This is a genomic window from Photobacterium kishitanii (assembly GCF_000613045.3).
GTDB classification, from domain to species: domain Bacteria; phylum Pseudomonadota; class Gammaproteobacteria; order Enterobacterales; family Vibrionaceae; genus Photobacterium; species Photobacterium kishitanii.
The window spans coordinates 485,197-499,552 of the sequence record NZ_LN794352.1 but is presented as its reverse complement, the minus strand read 5'-3'; the positions used below and the strand labels follow the sequence as shown (position 1 = coordinate 499,552).

Below are 14,356 nucleotides of genomic sequence, written 5' to 3'. Positions count from 1 at the left end.
AATTATCCTTTTCTTTAAAAGCCACGTTTGCTGCTATCAAGAATACGCCGCCCTTCTTCTGCCTCAACCATACCTTGTGCCACCAGCATTTTTACGCTTTGCTCCATGGTTTGCATTCCAACTGATGAGCCGGTTTGGATCATCGAATACATCTGAGCAATTTTATCCTCACGAATTAAATTTCGAATCGCAGGGGTTGCCATCATCACTTCATGGCATGCTACTCGCCCACCTGAAGTGCATTTCAAAAGATGTTGTGCCACCACAGCGCGCAATGATTCCGATAACATTGAACGCACCATCGATTTATCACTTCCAGGAAAAACATCAATAATGCGATCAACCGTTTTCGCCGCTGAACTGGTATGTAATGTCCCTAATACCAGATGGCCAGTTTCAGCTGCGGTTAACGCTAAACTAATGGTTTCTTGATCGCGTAACTCCCCGACGACTATCACATCTGGATCTTCGCGTAATGATGAGCGCAATGCATTTTGAAAGCTCAACGTATCGCGATGTACTTCACGTTGGTTAATCAAACAGCTTTTACTGGTATGTACAAATTCGATTGGATCTTCAATGGTCAAGATATGGCGTTGATAGTTACTATTGATGTAATCTACTAAAGCGGCGATGGTGGTTGATTTACCTGAGCCGGTCGCGCCAGTAACCAGCACCAATCCACGATTCAGCTGAGCAATATCATAAAAAACTTCTGGTACATTTAGTGATGCTAAAGTAGGTATCTGAACGGGAATGGTTCGTAGCACAGCAGAACAACCACGCGACTGATGAAAGGCATTAACCCTGAAGCGACCCGTGCCGGGTAATTCAAAAGAAAAATCGACTTCTAATTTTTCTTCATACTCTCGACGCTGAGCATCGTTCATAATATCAAATATTAGTCGATGCACTTCGCTATGATCTAAAGCTGGTAAACTGAGCTTTCTCACATCACCATCAACTCTTATCATTGGTGGAACGCCCGCAGATAGGTGCAGATCTGATGCGTTATGCTTTACACTAAAATCGAGTAATTCGGTGATATCCATACATTTTCCTCAAGAATCAATTATGAACAGTATTAAGCAAAATATTACACAGGTCATCAATGAGATGGCACTAGCAACAAAAAAATGCGGCAGAGCCACCGATTCAGTGCAACTGTTAGCTGTCAGCAAAACCAAGCCCGTCGCCGCGATCGAACAAGCGATTGATGCAGGCCTCTTTGCTTTTGGTGAAAACTATGTTCAGGAAGGGGTAGATAAAGTTAATTATTTTGCGAACCACCCTGCCGCAAAACAATTAGTGTGGCATTTTATTGGACCAATCCAGTCCAATAAAACGCGCCCAATTGCCGAGCATTTTGATTGGGTTCATTCGATTGATCGCCTTAAAACTGCCACTCGCTTAAATGAACAACGCCCAACAACAATGGCACCACTAAATGTGTTATTGCAAGTCAACACCAGTGGTGAAGCGAGTAAATCAGGAGTTAATGCTGATGAAGTTGTCGAGCTAGCAGCAGCAATTGCGACCATGCCGCAATTAGTTTTACGTGGATTAATGTCGATCCCACAACCCGAAACCGATTATGATAGCCAATTCGCGGCTTTTAAGAAGCTGGCGGATTTACACGCACTACTTAAACCACACCACCCTCAACTTGATACGTTATCGATGGGAATGAGTGGTGATATGGAAGCCGCTATTGCAGCAGGTAGTACTATGGTGCGCATTGGTACAGCACTGTTTGGTGCGCGAAACTATGGCAGCCAAGCTTAATAATAATTTAAAATAACGGTCCACGACTCAGCGACCTATTTGCGTGTCGTACCAACAGCAAAGGATATTACATGGAACAGCGTTCTATCGCCTTTATCGGTGCCGGTAATATGGCACGTTCAATTATCGCTGGACTAATAGCCAGCGGTTATGATGCCAATAAAATTACTGCGACAGCTCCCAGTGAAACCCGTCTAGCACCGCTAAAGCATGATTTTGGAATTCATACCGACAGTGACAACCTACGTGCAGCTCAACAAGCAGATGTCGTGGTACTCGCGGTGAAACCACAATTAATGGCCGAAGTATGTTTACCATTGCAAGCGATCGATTTCAGTAATAAATTAGTGATCTCCATTGCTGCTGGTATTAGCTGTGCTCGATTAGCAACCATGCTTGATAGCCAACTGCACTTAGTACGAGTAATGCCAAATACACCAGCATTAATCGGTAAAGGCATGAGTGGATTATATGCAGATTCAACATTAGCACCGCAAGATCATCATTTTGCCAGCCAGTTATTACAAGCCGTTGGTGAAATTTGCTGGGTTAAACAAGAAGCAGATATCAATGGTATCATTGCCGCAGCAGGCAGTGCGCCCGCTTACTTCTTCTTGTTTATGGAAGCAATCCAACAACAAGCAATGGCGCAAGGTTTTGATGAACAAACAGCACGATTGTTAGTTCAACAAACTGCATTAGGCGCGGCGGAAATGGTGCAAGCAAATCCTGAAACGGATCTTGCCACATTACGCCAGCAAGTGACTTCTAAAGGCGGTACTACCGCAGAAGCGATTAATACGTTCAACAACCATCATTTAACAGAAATAGTCGCTAAAGCAATGCAAGCTGCGGTTGCTCGTGCTCAAGAAATGGAACAATTGTTTTAAGGTTTAATTATGAATTCACTGGCTTTTTTAATCTCCACAGTTTTTGATCTGTACATCATGATTGTGTTACTCCGTGTATGGCTTCAATGGTCACGCGCAGATTTTTACAACCCGTTCTCACAGTTTATTGTTAAAGCAACCCAACCGGTTGTAGCGCCATTACGTCGTGTGATCCCATCAATTGGCTCTGTCGATATGGCAACCATTTTATTTGGTTACCTATTGTGTGTCGCTAAATTTATTCTGCTACAACTGGCGTTAACGGGTGGTGCTTTTGCCTTTAGCCCAAGTTTCTTACTTCTAGGTTTACTGGCACTCGTTAAAGCAGCTGGCGGATTATTATTCTGGGTGCTATTGATTCGTGCCATTCTAAGTTGGGTAAGCCAAGGCCGTAGCCCAATGGAATATGTCATGCATCAATTAACTGAACCACTAATGGCACCGATTCGTCGCGTTCTACCAGCGATGGGTGGCTTAGATTTAAGTATTCTGGTTATCTTCTTAGGATTACAGTTTGCTAATTACTTGATGGGTGATTTAATTGGGCCGATTTGGTTCCAATTATGAGTACCAACGCTGTCTGTCGCCAAGGGGATGATGTCGTGATTAGACTGTACATCCAACCTAAAGCCAGTCGCGATCAAATTGTTGGCTTACATGGCGATGAAGTAAAAATTGCCATTACAGCTCCCCCTGTTGACGGTAAAGCTAATGCTCATTTAGCTAAATTTTTGGCGAAACAGTTCAAAGTTGCTAAAGGTTTAGTGCATGTCGAAAAAGGCTTTCAAGGCCGTCACAAGCAAATACGGATTGAGGATCCTAAACAGATCCCCGAACCGATTGCGAGCCTAATGCAATAACTTCAACCAACAACTGTCAACTTAAAAAGCGAATATCCTACCGATATTCGCTTTTTTTTATATGCAAGAATCCCCAATAAAATAGCCTCACTGAGTGCGCTAGTTTGTTATTATTCCCACAACGGCTATCATAGCGATCATTAACGCATTAACGTTTTCAAAAGGCATTCAATATGAGCAAACTGGTACTGGCTACAGGTAATCAAGGCAAAGTAAAAGAAATGGCTTCCCTACTTGCTGACTTTGGGTTTGATGTCGTCGCTCAAAGCGATTTTAACGTTTCAGAAGTGGCAGAAACGGGGACCACTTTCATTGAAAATGCAATCATCAAAGCGCGTCATGCTGCTAAAGAAACGGGCTGCGCTGCGATTGCTGATGATTCTGGTCTTGAAGTTGATTTCCTTAACGGTGCTCCTGGTATCTACTCGGCACGATTTGCCGGTGAAGGTGCTACTGATGCGGAAAATATTGATAAGCTATTAGCAGCAATGGACGGCGTTCCTGAAGCACAACGCAGCGCCCGTTTCCATTGTGTATTAGTGATGATGCGCCATGAAAATGATCCAACACCGTTAGTGTGTCATGGTTCATGGGAAGGCAGCATTTTAACTGAACGTCATGGTGATAATGGTTTTGGCTATGATCCAATTTTCTGGGTACCTGAAGATCAATGTGCTTCAGCACAGTTAGATCCGAGTCGCAAAAAGCAACTGTCACACCGTGGTAAAGCGCTCCAACAACTTTTCAGTGCACTAAAGGCTAACTAATGCTTGTTCCTCCACCACTCAGCTTATATGTTCACATTCCTTGGTGTGTCCAAAAATGCCCCTATTGCGACTTTAATTCGCACGCGCTAAAAACTGAATTGCCAGAACTGGATTATATTGATGCATTAATTGACGATCTAGAAACAGATCTGATGGCATACCAATTAATCAACGGTCAACGACCACTGCATTCAATTTTTATTGGTGGTGGTACGCCAAGTTTAATCTCACCCTCTGAAATTGGTCGCTTATTAACGGCAATTGAAGCGCGCATTCCATTTAGTGACAATATTGAAATCACTATGGAAGCTAACCCTGGCACTGTTGAAGCAGGACGTTTTGAGGGTTATCGCCAAGCAGGTGTCAACCGAATTTCGATTGGTATTCAAAGTTTCCAAAATGACAAATTACAGCGTTTAGGCCGTATTCATGGTAGCCAAGAAGCAATTAAAGCAATTGAACTGGCTAAATCAGCCGGATTAAACAGTTTTAATACTGATCTCATGCATGGACTACCCGATCAATCTATCGCTGATGCGATCAGTGATCTCAAGCAAGCGATCGCACTTGATCCCCCGCATTTATCTTGGTATCAACTGACCATTGAACCGAATACTCTCTATTACTCAAAACCACCAACATTGCCTGATGACGATGATTTATGGGATATTTTTGAGCAGGGTCATGCACTATTAACCGCCGCTGGTTATCAACAATATGAAATATCTGGCTACAGCAAACCCGATAAGCAATGCCAACATAATCTTAATTATTGGCGTTTTGGTGATTACTTAGGTATTGGCTGTGGTGCCCATGGCAAGATCAGCTTTGATGATGGTCGTATCATTCGCACCGTCAAAGTGAAACATCCGCGTGGATATTTACAAGCTGATAAACCCTATTTAAGCCAGCAAATAGCTGTTGCCGATAATGAACGACCGTTTGAGTTTTTCATGAATAGATTTCGATTATTAGAAGCCTGTCCAAAACAAGACTTCATCGATCGTACAGGCCTACCTCTATCGACAATTGAAGCTAATATCGATTGGGCAATCGAGCAAAATTATTTACTCGATAATGGCGATCAATGGCAGATCACTGAACACGGAAAATTATTTTTAAATGACTTATTGGCGGCTTTTGTTGAAGATGATGAGTAATTAAGCCCTATTATTGGTTATCAAAACCCAGCCTCAAAAAAAGCGATCTCACCACTGTGAATCGCTTTTTTACTGTCTACCATCAAATTATGTTCCATCAAAAAATCGCAGCATTATTCTAAACTAACGCTATGCCAATTTTTCAATGCTGGAATATGTTGTCGAATTTGATTTTCTTGATCAATACGTACCGCAGCAAAATCACATAACTGAGTATCAATTCGCTGACCATGAGATAATACATACGGTAAATCAGTAGCGATTATTTGATAATATTGCGCCAATAGGTGGCTTTGCTCAGGATTCAAATTTACTTTATGAATATCAAAATAAAGCTGACCATTATCTTTAATCGTAAACGTCTGCGTTTCGTGCTCTAAAATTAATTTTTCATCGGTAAAACTCAGGTTGTTATGCCATAACGGCTGACACTCAACCGCTGCAACTGCTGAGCTGATACTTAGTCCGATTAATAATCCACACCCATTTTTTATATAAAGTTTAATCTTCATCAACAATACCCCACTTCCCTGTCCATAGTGGGTAGCGACATATTGCCTCAACAGATACCCACTAAAAAATAGACCGTCCAATCCGAGCTGATAATTTTTCTAATGCCGCAGTGCCTACCAAAGAATTACCCGATTGATCTAATTCTGGTGACCATACAGCAATGGTCATTTCTCCTGGTACAATCGCAACAATGCCACCACCAACTCCTGATTTCCCCGGCATACCAACGCGATAAGCGAACTCCCCGGCGCCATCATATAGCCCACATGTCGCAAGCAATGCATTTATATGCTTACTTTGAGTTTGGCTAATAATTGGCGTTTTTGCACCTAAAGGCTGACCTTTATTTGCTAAATAAGAAAATGTCCGAGCAAGATCGACACAACTCATCTTTAAGGCACAGTAGCTAAAGTAGTTATTAAGCACCGGCATAACTTCATTATTAAAATTGCCGAATGAACGCATTAAATAGGCAATTGAGGCATTACGATCACTGTGCTGCATTTCAGAGTTAGCCACAATTTTGTCGTATACAATCTGTGGGTTACAGGATAATTCACGCACTAATTCCAGCATTCGATATTGCGGTGCACACAACCGACTATAAAGCATGTCAGAAATAACTATTGCGCCAGGGTTAATAAACGGATTACGCGGAATACCGTTTTCTAATTCAAGCTGAATCATTGAATTAAACGCCTGACCAGACGGCTCTTTACCGACTCGAGCCCATAATTCATCCGGCTCATAGAGTGCCATTGCTAAAGTTAGCGATAATACTTTGGAGATCGATTGAATAGAAAAGCTTTCTTGGCTATCGCCAGCTTGAATGATTTCACCATCGTTATAACACACAGCGATGCCTAATTTGCTGGCAGGCACTTCAGCTAAAGCAGGAATATAATTAGCCACTTTTCCTTGACCAATCAAAGGTCTAACTTCATCTAAAATGCCATTGAGCAAGGTTTCTGTTGGCTTCATATACTTCATCTCCAATAACAAAAAAGCCAACAAAAGTTGGCTTTCTAAATAGATAACGCAATAACTGCTGTCACCCTAATCGATTGTCACAGCAATGTCTGCAATTATTCAGTACGCATATACTTCATATCCCATACGCCATGACCTAGGCGATGACCACGTGCTTCAAACTTAGTTAAAGGACGATCTTCTGGGCGTGCAATGTAAGCACCATCAGTTGCTGTATTTTTATAACCAGGCGCAGCATCCATCACTTCTACCATATGCTCTGCGTAATTTTCCCAATCCGTTGCCATATGGAAAATACCACCAATTTTAAGTTTCTTACGTAGCATTTGAGCAAATTCTGGTTGAACAATACGACGCTTATGGTGACGCGCTTTATGCCATGGGTCAGGGAAGAACAATTGCACCATATCAAGGCTGCCATCAGGGATCATGTGTTCAAACACTTCAACACCGTCATGACACATTACGCGAAGGTTGGTTAAATTAGCCGCTTCTGCGCCCATCAAACAATGACCAACTACCTGGTGTATGTACTTCAATACCAACATAGTTTTTCTGTGGCGCAGCTTGTGCCATTTCAACCAATGATGCACCCATGCCAAAACCAATTTCTAATACAACTGGCGCTTCACGATTAAAGACTTGTGTCCAGTCCAGCATTTCAGTGGCGAAATCAATACCCATAGCTGGCCAGTTCTTTTCGATCGCATGCTCTTGACCTTTGGTTAAACGGCCTTCACGACGAACAAAACTGCGGATCTTACGAACCATTTTGCCTTCATCGGTAAATTCAGTCAGGGTTACGTCACCTGACTTTTTTGAAACTTCGCTCATGCTAACTATCCAAACAAAAAAAGAAACGGAGTGGCATTATCCAAAGTTATAGACTCAATTCAAGTCTATCAATTGTGACAATAGCCAATTTATGATGCAATCATAGTCAATAACGTCATTATAGACGCCATTACATCGATGGCTTGCAGTATAAGGGATCGTCCCCACGGACTCCAACTTTCCGCAAGCTCATTCCATAATAAAGCGCAACATGACATTTTTTAATGTCTATAGAGTAAAGTGAGCCCACCGTGAGTACAGCTTTTTCCGACGCTATTTTAGCGTGGTATGATAAATTTGGCCGTAAAACCCTACCATGGCAGCACCAAAAGACCCCTTACAAAGTATGGTTATCAGAAATCATGTTGCAACAAACCCAAGTTGCCACCGTGATCCCTTACTTTGAACGCTTTATGACTCGCTTCCCGACGGTGGCAGATCTTGCCGCCGCAGAACAAGATGAAGTACTCCATTTATGGACGGGGTTAGGCTATTACGCGCGCGCTCGTAACCTTCACAAAGCTGCACAATTAATTGTAGCTCAACATAATGGTGAATTTCCTACCACGATTGAAGAAGTAGAAGCACTGCCAGGCATCGGACGTTCAACTGCTGGCGCGGTATTATCGCTATCATTAAAACAACACCACCCGATTTTAGATGGCAATGTTAAACGTACTCTTGCCCGCTGCTATGCAATTGAAGGTTGGCCTGGTAAAAAACCGGTTGAAAATGCCTTATGGGAAATCGCCACTGCAAATACTCCCGCACTTGGTGTTGAACGTTATAACCAAGCGATGATGGATATGGGCGCTATGATTTGTACTCGTAGCAAACCTAAATGCGATTTATGCCCAATTGAAGCTCAATGCCTTGCCAAAGCGCAACAACGCCAAACAGAATTTCCAGGTAAGAAACCCAAAAAAGTGATGCCAGAAAAACAAACTTGGTTCGCCATTTTACGTTATGGCGACAAAGTCTGGTTAGAACAACGACCACAAAGCGGTATTTGGGGCGGCTTATGGTGCTTTCCACAACATGACACTGATGATCTTGAAGATTTGTTGTTGCAGCAACTGGGGCAGCCACAAACAATGATCACCAACCAACAGCAATTGATCGCGTTTCGGCACACATTTAGCCATTACCACCTTGATATCGTACCGATATTGTTCACCTTGAACCAAATGCCTGATGTTATCCATCAACGTCAAGGACAATGGTATGATCTGCATGATCCAGCCAAGATTGGCCTTGCAGCCCCTGTGCAAAAGATCCTTGAGAGTTTGCTATACCCCCAATAATAAATAGGTTTATCACTAGTTACATTTTTATGCTCACAATACACCATTTGTAGTGTCATTTTAAAATGTAACTAGTTACTATCGCGGCCTTCTAATATTCTTATTTATTCACTTACCTTATGAAAAAAATCGCATATTTATTCGCTGCCGTTCTAGCTAGTTGCTCTTTTTTTGCCTCCGCCACGCAAACGATTGCTATCGTTGGGGCAATGGATGCTGAAATCACCAATTTACTGCCACACATTAAAAATAAACAAACTATCACCATCGGCCAACATCGCTATTATCAAGGTAATATTGGCTCACATTCAGTCATTGTGACCCGTTCAGGAGTCGGTAAAGTCAATGCCGCAGTAACCACGACAACCCTAATTCGTGAGTTTAAGGTTGATAAGTTAATTTTTACAGGCATTGCTGGGGCAGCTGCGCCTCAACTGTCACCAACAGATGTCGTGATCTCAACCGCCTTGGTTCAACATGATGTTGATTTAACTGTATTTGGTCAAAAGCCTGGTCACATGGACGGGTTTGATGACCGCTATTTTTATGCCAATAGTGAACTAACAACTCAAGCATTTACAGCTGCACAGCAAGTGATTGGCCAACAAAAAGTTTTTAAAGGTATTATTGCTACCGGCGATCAATTTATTGCTAATAAACAAAAAGTGAACTTTATTCATAATGAATTCAATGCGATGGCCATTGAAATGGAAGGAGCAGCAGTCGCACAAGTCGCCTTTATGTTTAATAAACCATTTGTTGTAATTCGCACTATTTCAGATAAAGCTGATGGCTCGGCACATTTTGATTACCCTAAATTAAAACAAATAACGGCAGATAATTCAGTGGCTATCACCTTAGCGATGTTAAACGCCCATTAATCCTTTTTTAGCGCGTAATCCATAGTGATTACGCGGTTTTTATTCCATTTTCGACCCTAGCCGCTACTTGCCTACTCTGGTATAACTATTGTTATAAATACAGCAATTATAAGTTACGACGACTGTTGTCGTAGCTTAAATAATCAATGCATAAGGAATATCCCATGAGCCGTACTGTTTTTTGTGTCCGTCTACAGCAAGATGCTGAAGGTCTAGATTTTCAATTATACCCAGGCGAACTTGGTCAACGTATTTTTGATACTGTGTCAAAGCAAGCATGGGCACAGTGGCAAGCAAAACAAACTATGCTGATTAATGAAAAAAAACTTAATATGATGAACCCAGAACATCGCCAATTACTTGAGACTGAAATGGTGAATTTTTTGTTTGAAGGTAAAGATGTGGTGATTGATGGTTATACACCACCAACAAAATAATATTGAGATCAAAGAGATATTCCGCCGTAACTCAAACGGCGGAAAACATTAAAAAAAGTAAAAAATCACACCATAACGAACAAAAAGCCAACATTCGAACATAATAATCATTTTTTATTAAAAAAAGGGTTGACGAAAAGGCTCAAAACCCTTTTAATAGCGCCCCGTTGCCTCGATAGCTCAGTCGGTAGAGCAGAGGATTGAAAATCCTCGTGTCGGTGGTTCGATTCCGCCTCGAGGCACCATTTCTTCTCTTTCTGAAGTGTGGTGCCAAGCAACGATAAAATCTATTCCCTCTTAGTTCAGTTGGTAGAACGCCGGACTGTTAATCCGTATGTCACTGGTTCAAGTCCAGTAGAGGGAGCCAAATAAGAAAGCCCGCAAGCAATTGCGGGCTTTTTTACGTCTGGATTTTGGCAAAACAAAACTGCATTGATCAGGCTCTTATACCCTCTCAATAATTCCCTCTTCGTTCAGTTGGCGACACTTTATGAGAAGCTTGGCGGACAGCTAATCCGTATGTCACTGGTTCAAGTCCAGTAGAGGGAACCAAATAAGAATAACACGGCCTATTATCCGTCATCTCGGAAGCTGAGGTACGAGGGCTATCCGTGATCTATTCACAGCGTTATTGAGCCTAAAAGACATCAGCTAAAATAATCAATCTACAACACGCGAATAGTAGATTCCCTATCGCCCTCGTGGGCATTCACTGTAGGGAATGACGATAAATTAGACTTGTATACCACCACTAATTTTTATCAAATATTATTTTCGTAAAACTTTCACCTCATCATGAACGCCTCTCGTAGTGACGGACAAATACCGGAAAAACCAACAATTAAGTGCAAAATAACAGCAATCAGTGCAAAAAAGATAATCTTGATAACTATTTGAAAAAAAACCATTGACGACAAGGCTAAAAACCTTTTTAATGCGCTCCGTTGCCTCGATAGCTCAGTCGGTAGAGCAGAGGATTGAAAATCCTCGTGTCGGTGGTTCGATTCCGCCTCGAGGCACCATATTAAAGATAATGAGTTATCTCATTATTTAAAAAGAATTTAGCGTGCCGACTTAGCTCAGTAGGTAGAGCAACTGACTTGTAATCAGTAGGTCACCAGTTCGACTCCGGTAGTCGGCACCATCTTTTGAAAGCCTCATCTTTGATGAGGCTTTTTTTCGTCTGAATAAAAGGTTCGAGGGTTCGAGGGTTCGAGGGTTCGAGGGTTCGAGGGTTCGAAATTTTTCAACACCCTCAACACGTTGTCAACAGTCATCTCATTACTTACAACTGCTCTTCCTCACTCCCCGTAACCTCGTCCTTGTTCTAGCCTATCTTTTGCTTCAGATCTTCCTCGCCCCTCGAAAACTCGCTTCTACTCTTTAACCCGCAAACATATGTTTAATCCACGTTGCAGGCTGACTATCCTGGCATTTCGCTTTTAAATCGCCATTGTTATCCCACGCTGGCAGTGAAACATTACCATCACAGTCAAACTGTAAACTACCATTGGCTGTCCGTTGGTACTTAACCGTCGTGATATAAGGCGGCCAGCCGATATTTAACGGTAACGGTTGACGACGAGCAAGGTAATCAGCATAAACCCGTAGCGCGCCGCTAGAGCCAGTTAAACGCACTGGAGTGTTATCATCACGCCCAACCCAAACCACACCAACTTCTCGTCCATCAGCGCCTGCAAACCAACTATCACGGTTATTATCGGTGGTACCAGTTTTACCTGCCAGTTTAGCGGCGCTAAATTTACTCTGTAAAAAACGCGCAGTACCTTGGCTAACCACTTTTTTCATATCATAAGTTGTTAACCAAGCGGCTTGCTCTGGAACAACTTGTTCGATGTCAGACTGATGTTGGTATAGCACTCGCCCTTTACTATCAACCACCGCATCAAGGCTATATAACGGCGCTTTGCGGCCATTATTGGTAATGCTCTGGAACATTTGTGCAACTTCAAACGGTGATAAACTAAATGCCCCTAATAATATCGATGGTAAACGTGGCACTTCATCACGATTAACCCCTAACTTAGCCATCGTATTAATCACAGTGCCCAGTCCAACCTTTAATCCTAAGTTCACTGTTGGTACATTTAACGAATGCGCTAATGCATAATATAACGGTACCTGACCGCGGAACTTACGATCATAGTTTCTTGGCCGCCACGACGTGCCTTTGCTACCTTTTAACACAATCGCCTGATCGCTAAGTGTGGTTGCTAAGCTAAATTTTTGTGGTTGACTCAGCGCCGCTAAATAAACTGCCGGTTTAGCTAACGAGCCAATTTGACGACTGGCATCCAGAGCGCGATTAAAACCGGCATAACCTGGACGACTACCGCCAATCAGCGCGCGTACAGCACCGTATTGACGATCAACCACTACCATCGCGGTTTCAACTTTAACGCCAGCCTTTTTATTTAACCGTGGCACCATTGCTGCAATAGCTTTTTCAGCTGCTTGTTGAGAAACAGGATCAAGAGTACTGAAAATACGTAGCCCTTTGCCTGATTTGTAAATATCACCAACGTCTTGCTGTAATTCACGCTGTAACTGTTGAAAGTAAGCCGGTTGACGGCTGGCTATCTTAGCTGTTTTTTGAATACCTAATGGTTCTGAAACGGCTTGTTCATATTCAGCTCCAGTAAGGTAGTTATTTTTTAACAACAACATCAACACGAGATCACGACGTTTCAAGGTTCGTTCTGGATGACGCCACGGATTAAATTGCGAGGGTCCCTTCACCATTCCAACTAACATTGCCAGTTGATCAACGCGCAATTCCTCTAATGGACGCCCAAAATAAAATCGCGCCGCCAATGGAAAACCATGCACTTCTTTAGCGCCATTTTGACCAAGGTAAATTTCATTTAAATACGCTTCTAACACTCGGTCTTTACTGTAACGATGATCAATAATTACCGCGATATATGCTTCACGTACTTTTCGCCACAAACTACGCTCACGACTTAAAAATAAATTTTTCGCCAATTGCTGAGTCAAAGTACTGCCCCCTTGTACGGTATGACCCGCTTTAAGGTTCACTACCATCGCTCGCAAAATTGCCAACGGCGATACACCATCATGCTGATAAAAATCACGATCTTCTGTGGTTAACAAGGCGTCAATCAACAATGGAGGAAATTGATCTCGCGCCATGAAAATCCGTTGCTCATTACCCGTAAGACCCAACATACCAAGTAACTTCGGCTCAATTTTTAAGGTTGTTAATTGTTGTTTAGTCGTAACATCAACAATAGAGATTAATTGAGTGCCGGCAAAAGTCAGCATCACATGTCGTTGTGGTTGCGGATCATCAACAAATTTAAATGGGCGTCGAATTAACTCGATTCGAGTTGAAGAGGCAGAGTACTCACCCATCCGTTGTGGGCTCCGTACTTTATGATATTGCAGTACATCTAACTCTCGTCGCACATCACTGATAGCGATCGCTTGGCCTGGATGTAAGGTTAATACTCGGCCATACACAACAGAGGGTAAATCCCAAATTGGGCCATCCATTTTATTACGCACCACGGTATCTAAATAAATACCGATCATTAATAAAATAGCCACTACCACTAAGGTCATTTTAAATACTAAACCGCCAAGCTTGCGTAGCCATGGATGAGAGCCAACGGATTTTTTAGTGGCACTTTTTTTAGATGCGGCTTTTTTGGGCGCCGATTTTTTAGCAGGCTGTTTTTTAGCAGTTGGTTTTACAGCGGCCTTTTTGCGTGCAGCGGCAGGTTTCTTCTGCTGTGGTTTAGGGGGCTGTGGCAACTTACTCATAATGCATCAACTACCGTCATTCCTATATTTAAGCAGAGACCATAATCTGGCTCTGCTTTTATAATTCAAATTAGTAAAATCTTAACAACTATAACTGATTATATATACAGGTATCTGTCTTGTTTAGC

General features: G+C 42.4%; 13 protein-coding genes, 5 tRNA genes and 1 pseudogene. 14 read left to right on the top strand and 5 right to left on the bottom strand.

Annotated features, from left to right (window positions below):
* Nucleotides 1-14 precede the first annotated feature (14 nt).
* Nucleotides 15-1,052: a type IV pilus twitching motility protein PilT gene (locus PPBDW_RS02595; protein WP_036793271.1), complete on the bottom strand. Its 1,038-nt coding sequence runs from the start codon at nt 1,050-1,052 to the stop codon at nt 15-17.
* Nucleotides 1,053-1,074: 22 nt separating this feature from the next.
* Between PPBDW_RS02595 and PPBDW_RS02590 the strand changes: the two genes are divergently transcribed.
* The 6 genes from PPBDW_RS02590 to hemW all read left to right on the top strand — a co-directional run bounded on the left by PPBDW_RS02590 (nt 1,075) and on the right by hemW (nt 5,462).
* Nucleotides 1,075-1,785 (top strand): YggS family pyridoxal phosphate-dependent enzyme, encoded by a 711-nt coding sequence (locus PPBDW_RS02590; RefSeq protein WP_036793270.1) that lies wholly within the window; start codon nt 1,075-1,077, stop codon nt 1,783-1,785.
* Nucleotides 1,786-1,856: 71 nt separating this feature from the next.
* Nucleotides 1,857-2,675, top strand: coding sequence for a pyrroline-5-carboxylate reductase (gene proC / locus PPBDW_RS02585; protein WP_036793269.1), 819 nt, complete (start codon nt 1,857-1,859; stop codon nt 2,673-2,675).
* A 9-nt stretch (nt 2,676-2,684) separates the two neighbouring features.
* Entirely contained in the window at nt 2,685-3,242 is a 558-nt protein-coding gene (locus tag PPBDW_RS02580; protein ID WP_036793268.1) for a YggT family protein, read from the top strand.
* Nucleotides 3,239-3,535 carry a DUF167 family protein YggU gene (yggU, locus tag PPBDW_RS02575; RefSeq protein WP_036793267.1) on the top strand — a complete coding sequence of 99 codons (297 nt, stop codon included), beginning with the start codon at nt 3,239-3,241 and terminating at the stop codon, nt 3,533-3,535. The genes PPBDW_RS02580 and yggU overlap by 4 nt, the downstream gene beginning before the upstream one ends.
* A gap of 173 nt (nt 3,536-3,708) precedes the next feature.
* Nucleotides 3,709-4,302 carry an XTP/dITP diphosphatase gene (locus tag PPBDW_RS02570; RefSeq protein ID WP_036793266.1) on the top strand — a complete coding sequence of 198 codons (594 nt, stop codon included), beginning with the start codon at nt 3,709-3,711 and terminating at the stop codon, nt 4,300-4,302.
* A complete protein-coding gene (hemW, locus tag PPBDW_RS02565; protein ID WP_036793265.1) occupies nt 4,302-5,462 on the top strand; it encodes a radical SAM family heme chaperone HemW in 1,161 nt (386 codons plus the stop codon). The genes PPBDW_RS02570 and hemW overlap by 1 nt, the downstream gene beginning before the upstream one ends.
* Before the next feature lie 113 nt (nt 5,463-5,575).
* On the opposite strand, the gene PPBDW_RS02560 is transcribed toward hemW, so the two are convergent.
* The 3 genes and pseudogenes from PPBDW_RS02560 to trmB form a co-directional block, all read right to left on the bottom strand.
* A complete protein-coding gene (locus PPBDW_RS02560) occupies nt 5,576-5,974 on the bottom strand; it encodes a YggN family protein (protein WP_052671733.1) in 399 nt (132 codons plus the stop codon).
* A 61-nt stretch (nt 5,975-6,035) separates the two neighbouring features.
* Nucleotides 6,036-6,956 (bottom strand): glutaminase B, encoded by a 921-nt coding sequence (glsB, locus tag PPBDW_RS02555; RefSeq protein WP_036793264.1) that lies wholly within the window; start codon nt 6,954-6,956, stop codon nt 6,036-6,038.
* Nucleotides 6,957-7,060: 104 nt separating this feature from the next.
* Nucleotides 7,061-7,799: pseudogene (gene trmB, locus PPBDW_RS02550) on the bottom strand (tRNA (guanosine(46)-N7)-methyltransferase TrmB).
* A gap of 251 nt (nt 7,800-8,050) precedes the next feature.
* Here trmB and mutY point away from each other — a divergent pair.
* The 8 genes from mutY to PPBDW_RS02510 all read left to right on the top strand — a co-directional run bounded on the left by mutY (nt 8,051) and on the right by PPBDW_RS02510 (nt 11,565).
* Nucleotides 8,051-9,103, top strand: a complete 1,053-nt coding sequence (gene mutY, locus PPBDW_RS02545) for an A/G-specific adenine glycosylase (RefSeq protein ID WP_036793262.1) — start codon at nt 8,051-8,053, stop codon at nt 9,101-9,103.
* A 119-nt stretch (nt 9,104-9,222) separates the two neighbouring features.
* On the top strand, nt 9,223-9,984 hold the full coding sequence (locus PPBDW_RS02540) for a 5'-methylthioadenosine/adenosylhomocysteine nucleosidase (RefSeq protein WP_036793261.1): 762 nt from the start codon (nt 9,223-9,225) through the stop codon (nt 9,982-9,984).
* Nucleotides 9,985-10,148: 164 nt separating this feature from the next.
* Nucleotides 10,149-10,421, top strand: coding sequence for an oxidative damage protection protein (locus PPBDW_RS02535; RefSeq protein ID WP_036793260.1), 273 nt, complete (start codon nt 10,149-10,151; stop codon nt 10,419-10,421).
* A 169-nt stretch (nt 10,422-10,590) separates the two neighbouring features.
* Nucleotides 10,591-10,666: transfer RNA gene (locus tag PPBDW_RS02530), tRNA-Phe, on the top strand.
* A 46-nt stretch (nt 10,667-10,712) separates the two neighbouring features.
* Nucleotides 10,713-10,788, top strand: a tRNA-Asn gene (locus tag PPBDW_RS02525).
* Nucleotides 10,789-10,883: 95 nt separating this feature from the next.
* Nucleotides 10,884-10,973 (top strand) — tRNA-Ser (locus tag PPBDW_RS02520).
* Between the two features lie 394 nt (nt 10,974-11,367).
* Nucleotides 11,368-11,443 (top strand) — tRNA-Phe (locus tag PPBDW_RS02515).
* Nucleotides 11,444-11,489: 46 nt separating this feature from the next.
* Nucleotides 11,490-11,565 (top strand) — tRNA-Thr (locus tag PPBDW_RS02510).
* A 239-nt stretch (nt 11,566-11,804) separates the two neighbouring features.
* On the opposite strand, the gene mrcB is transcribed toward PPBDW_RS02510, so the two are convergent.
* Nucleotides 11,805-14,231: a penicillin-binding protein 1B gene (gene mrcB / locus PPBDW_RS02505; protein ID WP_230850445.1), complete on the bottom strand. Its 2,427-nt coding sequence runs from the start codon at nt 14,229-14,231 to the stop codon at nt 11,805-11,807.
* Nucleotides 14,232-14,356: the final 125 nt, after the last annotated feature.

Excerpts from the sequence above, each read along its gene's own strand:
- glsB (WP_036793264.1), bottom strand. The coding sequence starts at position 6,956 with ATGAAGCCAACAGAAACCTTGCTCAATGGCATTTTAGATGAAGTTAGA.
- proC (WP_036793269.1), top strand. The coding sequence starts at position 1,857 with ATGGAACAGCGTTCTATCGCCTTTATCGGTGCCGGTAATATGGCACGT.
- PPBDW_RS02540 (WP_036793261.1), top strand. The coding sequence starts at position 9,223 with ATGAAAAAAATCGCATATTTATTCGCTGCCGTTCTAGCTAGTTGCTCT.
- yggU (WP_036793267.1), top strand. The coding sequence starts at position 3,239 with ATGAGTACCAACGCTGTCTGTCGCCAAGGGGATGATGTCGTGATTAGA.
- PPBDW_RS02570 (WP_036793266.1), top strand. The coding sequence starts at position 3,709 with ATGAGCAAACTGGTACTGGCTACAGGTAATCAAGGCAAAGTAAAAGAA.
- PPBDW_RS02560 (WP_052671733.1), bottom strand. The coding sequence starts at position 5,974 with ATGAAGATTAAACTTTATATAAAAAATGGGTGTGGATTATTAATCGGA.
- hemW (WP_036793265.1), top strand. The coding sequence starts at position 4,302 with ATGCTTGTTCCTCCACCACTCAGCTTATATGTTCACATTCCTTGGTGT.
- PPBDW_RS02580 (WP_036793268.1), top strand. The coding sequence starts at position 2,685 with ATGAATTCACTGGCTTTTTTAATCTCCACAGTTTTTGATCTGTACATC.
- PPBDW_RS02590 (WP_036793270.1), top strand. The coding sequence starts at position 1,075 with ATGAACAGTATTAAGCAAAATATTACACAGGTCATCAATGAGATGGCA.
- PPBDW_RS02535 (WP_036793260.1), top strand. The coding sequence starts at position 10,149 with ATGAGCCGTACTGTTTTTTGTGTCCGTCTACAGCAAGATGCTGAAGGT.
- PPBDW_RS02595 (WP_036793271.1), bottom strand. The coding sequence starts at position 1,052 with ATGGATATCACCGAATTACTCGATTTTAGTGTAAAGCATAACGCATCA.